Here is a 15,140-nt window from a genome sequence, read left to right on the forward strand (position 1 = left end):
CAGACACTTAACAGGACCCTACGCCCTTACCTTCCATCGTACCTAAGGGTAATTGATCCGTTATTCTTGTATTCAGTTTATGTTAACCGGGGCAGTGTCGCAAGCGCATGGCATCTGCCGAAGGCAGGAGCAGCCAACCGGTGACAACGAATGCAAATCAGGCAAGGGGCCTCGATCGAGGTCGAAGCTGAATCAGATTCTGTCTATTGGGGGGCGATTGCCAACACGAATCCGCGCCAGGCTTCAATCAACCGGTGGTGTGTGTCGGTTGCGACTCAATTCCTGACTTGATGTTGTGCGAAATCGCAAAAAAAGCTGCCCGGACTCCCTGATTGCCACACTGGGCAAAACAGGGAGCCGCGGGCACAATCGACTCGATATTCAGAGTCACTTGATGGTCAGAGTCTGTATCCGACGGTAAGAAAGTACTCTCTGCCGACCGGGTTGTACTTCCTGATGTCGGCGTAGGGCCACCAGGCTTCCGTTTCGTGTCGGGGAGGTGTCTTGTCAAAGAGGTTGACCACATTGACGCCAAAGTACAGCGAATCCGATACCTGATAGTTGGTCGTCAGATTGACGGTCGTCCAGGGAGAATGTCTTTCGTACTCTTCTGCATACCGAACAGGTGATGAACCCAGTCGATTGATGTGCATGAACGTCCCCAGCTTCCCTCCAGACCAGCCCAGGGTGACATTGGTCCGGGTCCGGAACTCGGTGTTCCACAGTCGATCCCGAATATCCTCGATGTCGTCTTCCGGAAGGAACCGATCCAGCGTTCTGAGGATATGGGTATAGGACACGTTCAGAGAGAAGCGGCCGAGATTTTCCGTATTGAAATTCGAACGCCAGGTAGCATCGACACCATCCTGCTGCCGAAGCCCGGTATTGAAGGGACTCGTAATGACCGATGAAACTTCATCATTCGGACCACCCCGGGTGACCCTGTCGAGCATCGCCTGGCACCTCGGGGAAGACGCATCGCTATCGCGACCTTCTTCATCAAAGCCCAGCATGCATTCGGCATAGTATCTCAACACGGTATTGGCACCAATCAGGCCGATCTGATCTTCAAGCTTGATGCGGAAGTAGTCGACGGTAAAGGAATGGTTGTTTCCGATATCACCCACCATGCCAATGTTGACATTGGTGCCGCTTTCCTCGCGCAAGGACGGATCACCCTCCGAGAACTGACGAATGGAGCCCGTACCATAGAGCTCACCACAGCCCTGCCAGCTCTCGCCCCGGGTCAGACCCTCTTCGTTGACACACTGGAGATAGTCGACGCCTGAGGTGAATGATGAGCTGCGCTCGGCAAACATGACATGCATGTCCGGCGCACGAAACGACGTGGCACGCGAAGCCCGGAACATGAGGCTGTCTGTCGGCCGCCAGCTCACGCCGGCCTGGTAGGTCATGGCGCCACCCACATCCGATGCATCATCATAGTAATCGTATCGGGCCGCGAGCTTCATGTCCCACTGTCCGATCCGGGAATCCCGCTCAAGCAACGGCACGGCCAGCTCACCCCCGATGGCATAGCGATTTCGACTGCCGCTGCCGCGGATACCACTCCAGCCCCAGATCTCTCCATCAACGGTAGGCTGATCGGTAATGAAACGATAGGTGTCTCGACTGGCTTCGGCAACAGCAGCGAAATGGACGTCTCCCGCAGGCAGGCTGAAAGCGGCACCTGTCAGGTCTGCACTCAAAGACTGGGTCGTCGAACGCCCATCACCGCTGGATTCGTGCAAGGCTTCGGAGAACATCTCGGGAGTGAGCTCGCCAAACAGATCGAATCGGGTCGGCAGCAAATCCTGGCTCAACTGTTGTTCACCAACCCGAACCCAACGACTGCCCTCCCAGGGATGGAACCAGTCTTCACCTTTCTGCCCAAAGAGAAGGCTCAACATGGCCTCGTCATTGAATCGACCTACGCTGTCCTTGTACTGATAGCGACCTGCAGTATAGTTCAGTCCGTAATCATACTCGCCAATGAACCCCTGAATGCCCAGCGACAGCACGAGATTGGTCTCACTGAACTCTTGCTGGCTGGTGGGAACTTCATGATCCCTGAAGGATCGCCAGACATGTCGCCAGCCAACCGTCTGGGGCGCTTCGGCATCGATATCGTCGACCACTTGATAGTCGACACCAAAGCTGTAGCGATACAGGCCTGCATCAGCTTCAGAACGGGTGGCCAGCAGATCCGCATACACTTCATGCATGCCCATCTCGTGCGACAGGCTGGCAAATCCGAACAGACGGTCGCGCGCATTCCTCACGGTGTATGTCCCGAAGATATTGTCACCGCAGTACTGTTCCGGCCCCTCCCCCGCCCAGCCGGGACGAACCGACGAATAGCCCAGTGGCTCGCACATGTCGCCGATATCCAGAAGGTCCCAATCGGCTGTGCGATCCCAATATGACATGACCTGCGAAAGCTCGCGCTGTTCCGGATCGGGCGACAGCTCGGGACGATCGAACCAGTCGCGTTGATCACCTCTTATGGGCCGTCTCCTGTCAACCTCCAGCCCATAGGTGAACCGCGTTGTGTCATTGCCCAGACCGGACACCAGCGAAAAGCGGTGGGATTGCCCTCCGCCATGCCAGTTATCGCCATACCTGTAGGTCAGCTCCATGCCGTCAACATTGTCCTTCAGGATGATATTGACCACCCCGGCAACTGCGTCTGAGCCATAGATTGCAGAAGCACCACTGCTGAGCACCTCCACCCGCTCGATGGCCGTGGACGGGATCATGGCCAGGTTAACGACATTGCCTGACACGGTTCCGGCCGGCTTGGGCAATACGGGGATACGTCGCCCGTTGAGAAGAACCAGGGTGTAGCCCGGGCCAAAGCCACGAAGATTGAGTGACTGGGCATTGGCCAGGAAGTTGTTCGTCACTTCCTCGCCGATGAACATTCCGGTATTGATGCTCAGGTTGCTGAGAACATCGAAGGCGTTGGCGAAACCCTGTCGATCAATCTCTTCGGAGGAGAGCACATAAACGGGGTCGACGGTTTCCTGATCGATACGCTGAATCCTTGACCCGGTCACCACCATGCGCTCAAGCGCATCCTCCTCGTCGTAATCATCCTCGGTTTCCGTTTCGGCATGCAGATTGCCAACCACCATCATTGATGGCAGCAAAATTCCGCATATCACTTTCAAAGCTGCATTGAAATAGAATTCCTGCATTGCTTATCCCTCCTCCCTGTTCGTTGAGATGAAAATTGCTTGTCTTACAACTCATACTAGGGAGGAACATTCCGGCCGCTATAGCATTCATTGAATCAATTTGATGCGGAATCCGGCACAAGCTTGCGATCTCCCTTCGGCACGATCGCACCCTGCAAGTGCTGGACAAGGAAGTCGAACTTTTCTCTTTGAACAGACTTGACGGGGCCGTTCGATCTGCCCGCCGCATGTCGCATCGATCCCAAAAAGGGGTGCGGGAAAGAGGGCCACCTGCGGAGTGGCCCTCAGTGCGTGTCACAGTGCTTTCCTAGAAACGGGCTCGGACGCCTGCAAATACAAAACGGCCAATCAGATTGTCATGAACTTGATTGCCACGAGCCGTAAACGGATGGCCGCGGGGACCGGTGTCGAAGACATTATTCACCCCGCCATAAACCCGGAGATCATCAGTTAGGTTATAGCCGGCGGAAAGGTCATGATACCAAATGGACGGAATGTTGAACCATTCGCCAACGTCCTCTTGAGGGTTCTCAACTATATTGCTGGTGACGGTACCGCCCACATATCGGCTTTGCCAGGTCAGGTTGAACCTTCTGAACTCATAGCCGATATTAGCAATGAACTGAAACTCAGGATTCCCTGATAGTCCGGCGTTTTCGAAGGGTGTCTCCTCTCCACTGACCAGGTCACGCTCAATGAAGCGGTTTTTCATGAGATAGGAGGAGATACCCCTGAGGTTGAAGCTCCCTACTTCACGGTCGACTCTGAAAAGATCTGCACCGTCAAACTGATAGGACACTTCCATGTCTACGCCCTCGACCTCAAATGCTGACGCATTGATGTAGCTGTCGCGCACTTCTCCGATATTCCCATCTGGCTGGCGAGTAACAAAGTCGCAAAACTGATTGTCAAGGCTCGGCAGATCCACGCAGTTGTTGAGAATCTGCTGGGCTCCGACACGGGCGATGCCGCCGCCGAGATCGATGCTGTACCAATCTGCTGAGATACTCAGCCCCGGAGCAAAGCGAGGCTGCGCGACCGCGCCGATGGTCCATGTGTCACCGACCTCCACATCGAGGTCGGGATTCCCGGTGGTGAACACCAGTGTTGTGACCCTGCGGGTGTCAGGATTGAAGGTGTCGGGATCAAGCCCCAGGGCTGCACAATTCGAGCGCCGTGATTCAGATCCGCTATCGAGAAGCAGCGGATCGCATGGGTCGCTCAACCCGGCAGCACCCCGGCTACCGGGATCGAAAAGCTCTCCCAAGGACGGAGCGCGCACTGCTCGCGCCCGGGTAACCCGGAAGCGGACATCATCCACCGGCGCCCATGAACCGGCCAACTTCCAGGAGTCAACTCCGCCAGCACGCTGGTAGTCAGAACGTCTGTAAGCCCCTTCAACCTCCAGGGCTTGAATCAGCGGACGATCAACTACCAACGGCACAAGAACTTCAGCAAACGCTTCTCTAACGTCATTCGATTCTCTGACCGGCGAAAACTGGCTCGCGAAGAAGCCTTGGGCTCCTTTCCATACGGATGACGGCCTGAAATCCAAGGCGTCTTTTCGATATTCAAGACCAGCGGAGAGTTGGGCAGCACCGGCGGGCACCTCGAACAACTCCCCTGCAACCAGAGTCTGAAAGACATTCTGTGTAGTTTCAGTGGTGGTGGTGTGATCCACGCGGATGTAGTCAACTGCTTCCTGTGAAATTGTTCCCTCGCCAAAGATATTGACAGGGACGCAACCGCGGGCCCGCGCTTTAGCGCTACGACACACAATCTTGTTTGTATCAGGGTCTCGAATGGCGTCCGACGCCTCAAACCACCGCTCATCGATTCGGTCGTTCAAGTTGCGGTTCGTTGTGTTGGATTGCCCAAATTCGTAAGCAGCCGACCAAGTCCAGTCGTCAACCACTGAACCTTCAAAGCCAACAGCCACGCTATAGTATTTACGGTTGATATCAGCCCCGCGCATGCCGAATTCGTCGTGCTGTCGTGCGTACGAGAATTCGTCCAACCCCTCCGCCAGAAGGCCTTCACGGACCTGTTCAGGCATGTATGGGTTATCGACACTGACGAACGTGCTGAAGGAGTCAAAGACCGGGCCGATACGATCCTCAGCGCTGCTATCGCTGAAAGTGCCCTCGGCAAAGAAGTCCAGATTGGGCCGCAACTCATAGTTCGCCGATCCGAAGATCGTTGTCCGCTCAAGCGGAGCGACCAGGGTATCCGGGCCTTGGGTGCCACCTTCTACTTGAGAGTAGGATCCGTCGATCACGCCTCTTGGGCCCGCCTCTATCGGACGAAACGTCTGCAGGCTGCTATCGAAGATGACGTCAGTGAACTCACCATCAGAACCGAACGGCAGGAACGCCGTCGGCGTTGGAATACCGAAGTATGCGAACCTCAGGTCCCGTAGAGGGATTCTGGCGGGAATGCCGTCGTCCGGCCCGGTGTTCTCGGGATTGGAAACGAATGCGAAGCTTGCCCCTAGATCGCGGTCAGCTCTGGTGAGGCGGTCATTCTCTGATCGGCTGACGTGAAAGACGGCATTGCCACGGTCGTAGTTGGCGCCCGCGGTCAGCCCGAACATTGATGTATCGTAATCGCCGGCTCCGGTTATCCCGTATTGACCGAATGTCTCCAAACCTTCGAAGTCGTCACGGAGGATAATGTTGACGACCCCCGCGACAGCATCGGCACCGTACACGGCAGATGTGCCGCCGGTCTGCACTTCAACTCGCTCGATAAGCGCCGTTGGAATGTTGCTCAAATCAAACGCCAGAAAGTTGGAGTCGTCCGGCGTTCCCGCCCTGCGACGACCATTCACCAGCGTTAGGGTTCTCCGCACTCCCAGGTTGCGCAAGTTGACCTGATTGAGCCCAATGTTTCCAAAACTAAAACTTGTATTCTCGTTGGAGAAGCCAGTAGCAATCTGTGGAAGTTCATTAATGATATCGGCCACGTTCACGATACCCGCCGCCTCGATTTCTTCTGCTTCGACCGATATCGTAGGAGTTGGAGCATCGAATCCCGTTCGACGGAGCCGCGAACCGGTAACAACAATGGTTTCCAGGGCTTCGGGCGCACTCTCCGACTCCCGAGGCTCGTCTTCCCCTGCCTCCTGAGCAGACATGTTTACGTTGGCAAAGACTGCCAGTGCGACCCCACACATCAGTTGCATGCGAACTGCGCTGCTTAGTCTGTCTGAACCCTTCATACGTTTCCTCCCTCTCGGAGTTTTTCAGATTGAATCTTGCTGCTCCTGTGCGGAGTCTCGGCATTTACAGGTCAATCTTAGGAAGAGACGCATGTGTTCTATAGCACGGATGAATCCCAATTGGTGCGGAAGTCGGCACATTGCAAGCAGTACCGAGAAACCTCTCACGTCACTGCTCCGCACCACCACCGGGATTGCCGGAGCAAACTTTCAGCCTGCCCGGCGAGTGGCACTCAGGGAGTAGTCTGTCTATTCCACTCCGGCGTGGACTGCTCAAGCAGGTGAGTTACGAAGAAGTCGAATTTTCTTCGATTAACATAATCGATGGGGCCGTTCGATCTTCCCACTCCGTGCCCTTCACCGGGAAGCGCCAGCAGATCGAAATCCTTGTTCGCCTGGATGAGTGCATCGACCACCTGCCAGGTCGATGCCGGGTCGACATTGCTGTCCTGCTCACCGAGGATCAACAGCAGGCGGCCCTGCAGACGATGAGCCTGATCCACTCCCGAGGACTGGCTATAGCTTTCATCCACGGGCCATCCCATCCACTGCTCGTTCCAGCTGATCTTGTCCATGCGGTTGTCATAGCAGCCGTTATAGGCCACCGCAACGGTGTAAAAGTCCGAATGGAACAACAAGGCACCCAACGCACTCTGACCACCCGCCGAAGCCCCGTAGATCCCCACGCCTCGCTCGATGTCGTAGGAAGGGTCGGCTTCGGCCAACGCACGGTGCCAGGCAATGCGGTCCGGGAAACCGGAATCGCCGAGATTCTTCCACGCGACATCATGAAATGCCTTGGACCGATTCATGGTGCCCATGCCGTCAATCTGCACGACAATGAAGCCGAGATCGGCCAGGGCCTGCATGCCGATTACCTTGTCGCCTGCTGCATGGCGTCCAAATGGCCAGAACGTCTTGGGCACAAAGGAATCATGCGGGCCTGCGTAGATGTTCTCGATGACCGGATAGCGCTGTTCCGGGTCATAGTCGGTGGGCCTGACGATCAGTCCGTGGATCGGTGTTTCGCCATCTCGCCCCGGCGCGACGAAGGGTTCCGGGTAGCGGAACCCGGCTTCTTTCAAGGTCTCGACGTCACCTTCTTCAAGCGTGGCCAGCAACTCGCCGCTGCGGGCATCTCGCAGCTCGCTGACCGTGGGATGATCAACCCGCGACCAGGTGTTCACGTAGTAGTCCAGATCGGGGGACAGACTGACATCGTGCCAGGCATCGTGCGGGGTCATGTGGCGCAGATTGCGCCCATCGAAGTCGATGCGGTAGACATGCTGGAAATAGGGATCGCCGGGTTCCCGGCCACTGGCGGCAAACCAGATCTCGCGACGCTGTTCGTCCACCTCCAGCACCCGGCGAACGACCCACTCTCCTTCGGTCAGCTGCCGGGCCCTGCCAGTCTTTCCATCGTACAAGTAAAGGTGGTTCCAGCCATCTCTTTCCGACATCCACAGGATTTCGCGCCCGAGCTGCTTGACATCGTGGAAGAAACCACGGTGCCACCAGTCGTTGACGAAAGTCTCGCTGGTTTCATCAATGACCACCCGGGCCTCGCCGCTTTCTGTATCCACTTCAATGAGTCGCACCCGCTGATGCCCGCGCTCGACAAAGCGAAAGGCCAGCGACTTTCCGTCGTCGCGGAACTGCATGGCCGACATGCGGAAGGGGTTGGCGAACAGGTCCGTGGAGACATTGAGCTGGCGGGACTCGTCGACCTGAAAGATTACCGGGCTTTCGATATCCACCGGATCTCCCGGCTTGGGATAAAGCTGGGATTGCAGGCGCGGTTGAAGCTGATCCCCGGGTGCGGTTTCCACGCGCTTGACCTGGCGCGGATAACCGGGCCGGACCCGGTAGATGGCCAGGCGGCTGGAATCCGGCGACCAGACCAGGCTTTCGGGATCATAGAAGTGGCCTTCGGTGCCGTCCTGGCTGAGCTGGCGGACTTCACCGTCTTCGGTGCTGCGCAGCATCACATTGTGATCACGCACGAAAGCCTCGTAACGACCATCCGGTGAAGGTCTGGGCGTGTTGTCGGCCGGGACCGACAGGTCCCTGACCACACCGAAGGCTCGTGGACGGGATTCCGGTCCGTCGCGTGTCACGGTTTGGCATGCGTATTCGTCTTCTATGTCGCAGCGGAGTTCGTCTCCGTGTGCCCGGAAACGAACGGCTCGCCGGTCATCGCGGAAGGAGAACGAGCTGAATGGCAGCCTCAGTGCCTGTTGCTCGCGGCCGGTTGCATCGGCCAGCGCATCAGCCAGTTTCTGGTGATCGAAGGCTGGCCGTGCCTCGCCGTCTTCTACATGACGCAACATGAACTCGAAACCACCGGCTGTTGTGCGGCGATAGTAGAAATGCTGCTCATCGGCCCATCGAGCGGGCTCGGCAATATCCCGAGTCAGGTACATCCACTGATCCCGCAGGTTCAGAGAACGCTCGTAATCGTTCACTGCCGGTGCCGCCACGACTGTGGTGACACCAAGGCAGTAGAGCAGCAGGAACAATACGCCAGCATGTCTGTTTTGCATCATGTCTCTCCAGGGTTCAGCGCCGAGGTTCGATGTCGGCGGTTGTCCAGTGACCGTCAATCAGGCGCTGTACACCACCAGGATTGCGATCTCGCAGCTCGACGGGCAACAGATCGTCGGCAACATCGTCGTAGCAGTGCAGTGCGGCAAAGCGGGTAATCGCCGCCGGCATGCCCACAGCAGTATGATGGACGCTGGTCGTGCTTGGATACGGCCCGCCATGGTTCTGTGCCGCACTGACAGCCACGCCGGTGGGCATGTGACTGTTGATCAGGCGCCCGACGCGCGGCCGCAGGCGGGCTGCCAGTTTCTTCCAGTGATCATCGTCTGCACCGTCGCCGCCGCGGTAGATGGCTGCCGTCAGATTACCTTCCAGCACTTCTGCTATTGCCAGCGCCTGCTCCATGTCGCTGACCCGAACAAGCAAGCTGACCGGCCCGAATGCTTCGGCCTGCAACTGTTCACTGTCAGCCAGAAAGCGCTCGCCATCGACGCTCATCAGCGTGGGAACAAAACGATATCCGGGTGTACCGGAGTGGCCACCACAGATCAGGCTGGCGCCGGCGGCACGCAACTGCTCAACGGATGCTTCCAGCTCGTCGAGGACACCGCGCGAGAACAGCACCATCGGATCGGCCTGCCCGAACAACTGACTGGCCTGGTCGACGAAGTCATCGCCATGACGGCCACGGGGCGCGACAACCAGCCCCGGATTGGTGCAGAACTGTCCGCTGCCCAGCATGCAGGAGCTGGCGAACTCGTTGGCAATGTCCCCACCCCGCTCAGCCAGCGCGCCCGGCAGGAGGAATACCGGGTTCAGGCTGGAGAGCTCGGCAAACACGGGGACGCCGGCCGGGTCGGCTGCTGCCTTGAGTGCCAGTCCGGCCTGACGACTACCGGTAAAGGCAATGGCCCCGAGTCGTCGGTCGGCGGCCACTCGCTGGCCCAGTGCATGGTCGAAGTGATAGAGCAACTGCAGCGTGCCAGCAGGCAGCCCGGCCGTGGCCAGCGCATGATGCGCCAGTTCGGCCATGCGTCGGGTCGTGGCCGGGTGCGACGGATGCCCCTTGGCAATGACCGGATTGCGCGCCGCGATGGCGGAGGCAAAATCACTGCCGGCCACTGCATTGAAGGCAAACGGAAAGTTGTTGGGCCCCATCACCAAAACGGGTTTACCCAGCGGCGCCAGGTGTGAGCGCAGACCGGCCTCGGTATCGATGACCGGATGAGTCCAGCTGCATGCCCGCACGGCCTGTGCCGCCTCGCGCAACTGACCGACCGTGCGTGGCAACTCCACCTGCACAAGGCGTGGCGTTTTTGGCAAGGCAGTTTCCGCATGGGCCAAATTGGACAGAGTCTCCGCATCACCGGCCAGAGCATCGGCATAGGTGGCAAGAAAATCGGCCACCTGGGCCGGACTCGCCGCCGACAACTCTGCTGCAGCCTCCTGGCCGGCGGCCAGGGCCGCCTCCAGATCGATCTGGCCACTGACCGGAAACTCCGGCCCGATGGCCACACCTTGTTGCGGATCCTCGGCACGAAAAACATTGGTCGCATCCATGCTGGGTTGCCAGCACCCGGCAAGCAATAGCGGCTGATCACTACTCATCACGCGGCCTTTCGCACTGCAATGGCCTGATCGATCACCGCCAGGGCCTGGCGCTGCTCTTCCTCGGACAGGGGCAGTCTCGGTGCGCGCACCGTGGCCTGGCCCAGTCCGACCCGCTCCTGCATCAGCTTGATCAACTGAACGAACTTCGGCACGGTATCCATGCGCAGCAACGGCAACGCCCAGTCGTACAACTCTCGCGCCGCCTCGTAGCCACCATCACGCGCCAGCTCGAACAAGCGAACCGACTCTTCCGGAAAGGCATTGACGACACCGGCAATCCAGCCTTCCGCCCCCATGCTGACACCTTCGACCAACAGGTCATCCATGCCAACCAGCAGGGTCAACCGATCACCTACAAGCTCCTTGATGGCGGCAAAGCGACGGATATCGCCTGAAGATTCCTTGACCGCCTGCATGTGCGGAAACTCATTGGCCAGTTCCGCAATCTGCTCTGGCGTAAAGTCCACCCTGTAGGCCAGAGGGTTGTTATAGAAGATGACCGGCAGTTCGGTGGCTTGCATGACTGCACGCATGTGAGCACCCATTTCATGCCAGTCGCTCTTGTAGACATAGGGCGGCAATACCATCAGGCCACCGCAGCCCTCGTCCTTGGCCACGCGTGCCAGCTCCACGGCCTCATCGGTCGTCAGTGCGGCAATACCTGGGGCCACCGGCACACGATCACCCACTGCGGCAACAACCGTCCGGATGATTTCGGCCTTTTCCTCGAATGAAAGCGTGGCGCCTTCGCCCAGGGAACCGATGGGAATGATGGCGCGACATCCGGCATCGACCAGGTGACGCGAATGCCGGGCGAGAAACTCGTGATCAACGTCTCCGGCTTGCGTGAACGGTGTGGTGATGGCCGGCAGTACGCCGTGCCACATCGAATGTGTACTCATCTATCAGCACCTCTTGAGTGGGTTGAAAGGGAAGTCAGTGAATCTATGGTGGCGGGGACCAGTGGAGGCCGCGGTCGGGCCAACGGCCTGGCATATCCCGGAAACGGCCTGAGCACTCGCAGGGCCGCACCGCAGATCCGTCCCTGGCAGGCCCCCATGCCGCAACGCGCGGCCAGGCGTGCATCGCGAGCATCGGTGCAATCGCGGAGCGCGTGCAGGGGAACATCCTCGCAGCGGCACACCAGGGTATGGTCTCCGGCCAGCGCAGCAACACGCTCGTCCAGCCGGAAGCAGTCGTGCAACAGCCCGGCAAAGGCGCGGGCACGCCGTCTTTGCCGGGCCAGGGCCTGTGCCGGGGCGGCATGGCCGGCGGCCATGTGTCCGGCAATGGCACCTTCAATCAGCGCGCAATCACGTCCACCGATACCGCACACTTCGCCTGCGGCCAGCACATGGCCGATGCTGGTGTGCTGGCCGTCATCAACCAGCACACAAGGCTGCCCTGCCTCCCGGGTCAGTTGGCAGCCCAGCATCGCGGCCAGTTCGACATTCGGTACAAGTCCGTAACCGGTCGCCAGCAAATCGCAGTCGATACGTTGCCGTCGACCATGGTGATCCTCCACGGTCACGGCTTGCAGTCGCTGATCGCCGTGCGCACAAGTCACCACGCTGCCAGCCCGGTAAGACACCCCGGCCAGGCGTGTACGCAAAGCCATGGCCTGCAGCAGTCGCTGCGGCCAGCGGGGCAGGTGAGCGGCAAATCGCCACAGGTTGCGCGGCGCTGTCTGTTCGTGGATCGCTAGTACGCGGGCACCATGCCGGCGCAGCGTGGCGGCCGTGGCCAGCAGCAGCGGACCACTGCCGGAAACCACCACCGAGCGATCACGCACCGGCCAGCCCTGTTTGGCCAGCGCCTGTGCCCCGCCGGCTCCCATCACGCCCGGCAGCGTCCAACCGGGAAACGGCAACAGCAGCTCCCGGGCACCGGTGGCCAGCACCAGGCGCCGACACGGCACGCGCACTGTGCCTTTTGCCGTCTCGGCCAACAGCTCATCGGGCTGTCCCATCAGGATTTCCGACTGCCCCAACCAGGTCACGCCATGACGGGTCAGCGCGGCCATCATGCGGCGCGCCGGCGGCGGCATTCCCTGTTTTACATCGGTTCGCCAGACCTGGCCGCCGGCATCGGCCCGGGCATCCATGAGGCCAACACGCTTACCGTGCCGGGAGGCGGCGCGGGCCGCAGCCAGGCCAGCGGGCCCGGCACCGACAACAAGAACATCAAATTCCCGGCTGACCGATGTCATCGCGCATCGACCTCCACGCACATATCGTTGGTGACCGGAACCATGCAGGCGCGTTGCCCCGGCCTGCCATTGATTCGCACCCGGCACTCAAAGCAGACTCCCATCCCGCAAAGCGGCATTCGCGTCTGACCCCTCACCGAGCGCCTGAAACCGAGATCGAGCCGGGCGATAGCCGCGGCCACGCTGGTTCCCGCCGGCACGGAAAGCGGCCGGGAGTTGACGGTCAGATGAATCCACTGCCTGCTCATGCGGCCGCACCTCGCACCACGCGTTCCGGCGAGAAACAGTCCAGCGCGAGAGTCGGCGCGCGTCCAAGCACCTGATCAATCAGTACACGTGCACTGCCCAGCGCCAGGGTCACACCCAGGCCTTCATGGCCGGCCGCCACCCAGACGTCGTCTCGACCGGGCACAGCGCCCAGGTAGGGACGGCCATCCGCGGTGGTCGGTCGAAAGCCGCTCCAGACCCGAATCACCTGCATCGGGCGCAATGCCGGCAGAAACCCGGTTGCTCGACGAAGCATGCGCGCCAGCATCTCGGGATCAATGGAGGCATCGGTGTTCCCGGTTTCCCGTGTCGAACCAATCAGAATCTGTCCGCCGGGACGCGGCTGCACATTGAAGGCGACGCTGTCCTCTTCGGTGGACTTGGCTGAATCCACGTACCCGGCTTCAATCAGTTGATGCTTGATCAAACGGGGATGGCGATCCGTGATGGCCAGGTAGCCCTTGCGCGGGTACAGCGGCAGTTCCGGCAAGAACTCGGGCAGTGCAAGACCGCAGGCCAGGAGCACCTGCCCGGTCAGCTCCTCACCATCATCAAGCCGCACCCCGCCGGACAGGACCTCGAGCACACGTCGTCCAGAGAACAGTTCGGCACCATTGCAACAGGCCACGTCCATCAGCAGGCGGGCTGCTGCGGGCGGGTAGATGACCATATCTCCCGACACCCGCAGGGCACCGACCAGACCCGGTGCCAGTTCGGGTTCAAGCCGGTACAGCATGGTCTGGTTGACCATGTCGGCATTCACACCCGCCTGGGCCATTCTTTGCTTCTGTTTCGACAGCTCGGCCAGTGCGGCATCATCGGGTGCCAGCCACAACGTTCCGCAACGGTTGAGCTCGATCCCGCTGCTTGCAGCGAAACGCTGCCACAACTGCTGCGACCAGGCAGCGAACGCCAGTTCTTCCGGTGTGCCATCGAGCGCCACCACGTGTCCCATCGCCGCCGATGTCGTGCCGCCGCCAATGGTTTCCGATTCCACCACGGCAACCCGCAGCCCTTCACCGGCAGCGGCTTCGGCACAGGCGGCACCGACAATACCGGCACCCACGACAACAAGATCAAAGCGAGCCATCAGGCGGCCGCTTCGTTGGCTATGCCCCAGGCAAAGGGATCGTCCGGGTCGATCAACAGACGGGACCGACCCGTGACATGCGCCTGGCCGGAAATGCGCGGAATGACTCCCCGCTCACCCCGTCGATAGCTGGCGAGAAACCGGGTTCCCAGAATGCCCTGCTGCACCCACAACTCGCCCTCGGCCAGTCGCTGATCGGCAGCCAGGCAGGCGACTTTGGCGCTGGTACCGGTGCCACAGGGCGAGCGGTCATACACAAGGCCCGGGCACAGCACGAAGTTGCGTGCCTGACCACTGCCGTCCGGCGCCCAGCCCTCGATCTTGATGTGATCGATCTCAGCACCTTCCGGCCCAGAAATACCCTGTGAGCGCAGGGCCTTGCGAATGCTTTCGGCGTACTCGCCAAGCTCACGGGCGTTGGCAATACACATGGAGCAGGGTGGTTGATACGTAATGTAGAACCAGTTGCCACCCCAGGCCACATCGCCACGTACCAGGCCATGTCCGGGCACGGTCAGTTCCACGTCCACCTGGTGGCGATAGCTTTCCACGTTCTCCAGCGAGATGCAGCCATCGGCGGTGATGTCGAATGACACCAGGCCCACTGCCGTATCAACCCAATGCCGTCCGTAGCCGATCCTTCCCAGCTCCAGCAAGGTACGGGCCACCCCCATCAGGCCATGCCCGCACATGCCCAGGTAACCGACGTTGTTGAAGAAGATGACCCCGGTACAGGCCTGAGCACTGACCGGGGGCACCAGCAGTGCACCAACCAGCACATCAGACCCGCGCGGTTCACAGACTATGGCGCGCCGCCAGGCATCGTGGCGCTCGGCAAAGCGCTGACGCAGAGTCAGCACGTCACCCTGGCCGAGATCGGGAAAACCCGACAACACAACCCGGGTCGGCTCACCGGCCGTGTGGGAGTCCATTACTTCAATCCAGTCCATGGAAGCAATGATCCCACTGCCCATCCACACAGACTAGTGAGTTTCCGGT

At 59.7% G+C, this 15,140-nt stretch carries 9 protein-coding genes; all 9 read right to left on the reverse strand.

The genetic code is table 11. The features are described 5' to 3' along the window. Window positions 1-398: 398 nt before the first annotated feature. The 9 genes from IC757_RS13135 to IC757_RS13175 all read right to left on the reverse strand — a co-directional run bounded on the left by IC757_RS13135 (window position 399) and on the right by IC757_RS13175 (window position 15,091). Window positions 399-3,140, reverse strand: coding sequence for a TonB-dependent receptor plug domain-containing protein (locus IC757_RS13135; RefSeq protein WP_190974752.1), 2,742 nt, complete (start codon window positions 3,138-3,140; stop codon window positions 399-401). Between the two features lie 367 nt (window positions 3,141-3,507). Next, complete coding sequence (locus tag IC757_RS13140; protein ID WP_223846135.1) at window positions 3,508-6,420, reverse strand: TonB-dependent receptor plug domain-containing protein; 2,913 nt, start codon at window positions 6,418-6,420, stop codon at window positions 3,508-3,510. Window positions 6,421-6,653: 233 nt separating this feature from the next. Beyond that, window positions 6,654-8,966, reverse strand: coding sequence for a DPP IV N-terminal domain-containing protein (locus IC757_RS13145; RefSeq protein WP_223846136.1), 2,313 nt, complete (start codon window positions 8,964-8,966; stop codon window positions 6,654-6,656). 13 nt (window positions 8,967-8,979) lie between these two features. Next, on the reverse strand, window positions 8,980-10,572 hold the full coding sequence (locus IC757_RS13150; protein ID WP_190974754.1) for an aldehyde dehydrogenase family protein: 1,593 nt from the start codon (window positions 10,570-10,572) through the stop codon (window positions 8,980-8,982). Continuing rightward, complete coding sequence (locus IC757_RS13155) at window positions 10,572-11,477, reverse strand: dihydrodipicolinate synthase family protein (RefSeq protein WP_190974755.1); 906 nt, start codon at window positions 11,475-11,477, stop codon at window positions 10,572-10,574. The genes IC757_RS13150 and IC757_RS13155 overlap by 1 nt, the downstream gene beginning before the upstream one ends. Next, the gene (locus IC757_RS13160) at window positions 11,474-12,784 is read right to left on the reverse strand and encodes an FAD-dependent oxidoreductase (protein WP_190974756.1); all 1,311 of its coding nucleotides are present in this window, start codon (window positions 12,782-12,784) and stop codon (window positions 11,474-11,476) included. The genes IC757_RS13155 and IC757_RS13160 overlap by 4 nt, the downstream gene beginning before the upstream one ends. Beyond that, a complete protein-coding gene (locus IC757_RS13165; protein WP_190974757.1) occupies window positions 12,781-13,032 on the reverse strand; it encodes a (2Fe-2S)-binding protein in 252 nt (83 codons plus the stop codon). The genes IC757_RS13160 and IC757_RS13165 overlap by 4 nt, the downstream gene beginning before the upstream one ends. Further along, window positions 13,029-14,141: an NAD(P)/FAD-dependent oxidoreductase gene (locus tag IC757_RS13170; protein WP_190974758.1), complete on the reverse strand. Its 1,113-nt coding sequence runs from the start codon at window positions 14,139-14,141 to the stop codon at window positions 13,029-13,031. The genes IC757_RS13165 and IC757_RS13170 overlap by 4 nt, the downstream gene beginning before the upstream one ends. Further along, the gene (locus tag IC757_RS13175) at window positions 14,141-15,091 is read right to left on the reverse strand and encodes a proline racemase family protein (protein ID WP_190974759.1); all 951 of its coding nucleotides are present in this window, start codon (window positions 15,089-15,091) and stop codon (window positions 14,141-14,143) included. The genes IC757_RS13170 and IC757_RS13175 overlap by 1 nt, the downstream gene beginning before the upstream one ends. Window positions 15,092-15,140: the final 49 nt, after the last annotated feature.

Origin of the sequence: Wenzhouxiangella sp. AB-CW3 (assembly GCF_014725735.1) — a bacterium.
Taxonomy (GTDB): domain Bacteria; phylum Pseudomonadota; class Gammaproteobacteria; order Xanthomonadales; family Wenzhouxiangellaceae; genus Wenzhouxiangella.

Excerpts from the sequence above, each read along its gene's own strand:
- IC757_RS13135 (WP_190974752.1), bottom strand. The coding sequence starts at position 3,140 with ATGATGGTGGTTGGCAATCTGCATGCCGAAACGGAAACCGAGGATGAT.
- IC757_RS13140 (WP_223846135.1), bottom strand. The coding sequence starts at position 6,420 with ATGAAGGGTTCAGACAGACTAAGCAGCGCAGTTCGCATGCAACTGATG.
- IC757_RS13145 (WP_223846136.1), bottom strand. The coding sequence starts at position 8,966 with ATGATGCAAAACAGACATGCTGGCGTATTGTTCCTGCTGCTCTACTGC.
- IC757_RS13150 (WP_190974754.1), bottom strand. The coding sequence starts at position 10,572 with ATGAGTAGTGATCAGCCGCTATTGCTTGCCGGGTGCTGGCAACCCAGC.
- IC757_RS13155 (WP_190974755.1), bottom strand. The coding sequence starts at position 11,477 with ATGAGTACACATTCGATGTGGCACGGCGTACTGCCGGCCATCACCACA.
- IC757_RS13160 (WP_190974756.1), bottom strand. The coding sequence starts at position 12,784 with ATGACATCGGTCAGCCGGGAATTTGATGTTCTTGTTGTCGGTGCCGGG.
- IC757_RS13165 (WP_190974757.1), bottom strand. The coding sequence starts at position 13,032 with ATGAGCAGGCAGTGGATTCATCTGACCGTCAACTCCCGGCCGCTTTCC.
- IC757_RS13170 (WP_190974758.1), bottom strand. The coding sequence starts at position 14,141 with ATGGCTCGCTTTGATCTTGTTGTCGTGGGTGCCGGTATTGTCGGTGCC.
- IC757_RS13175 (WP_190974759.1), bottom strand. The coding sequence starts at position 15,091 with ATGGACTGGATTGAAGTAATGGACTCCCACACGGCCGGTGAGCCGACC.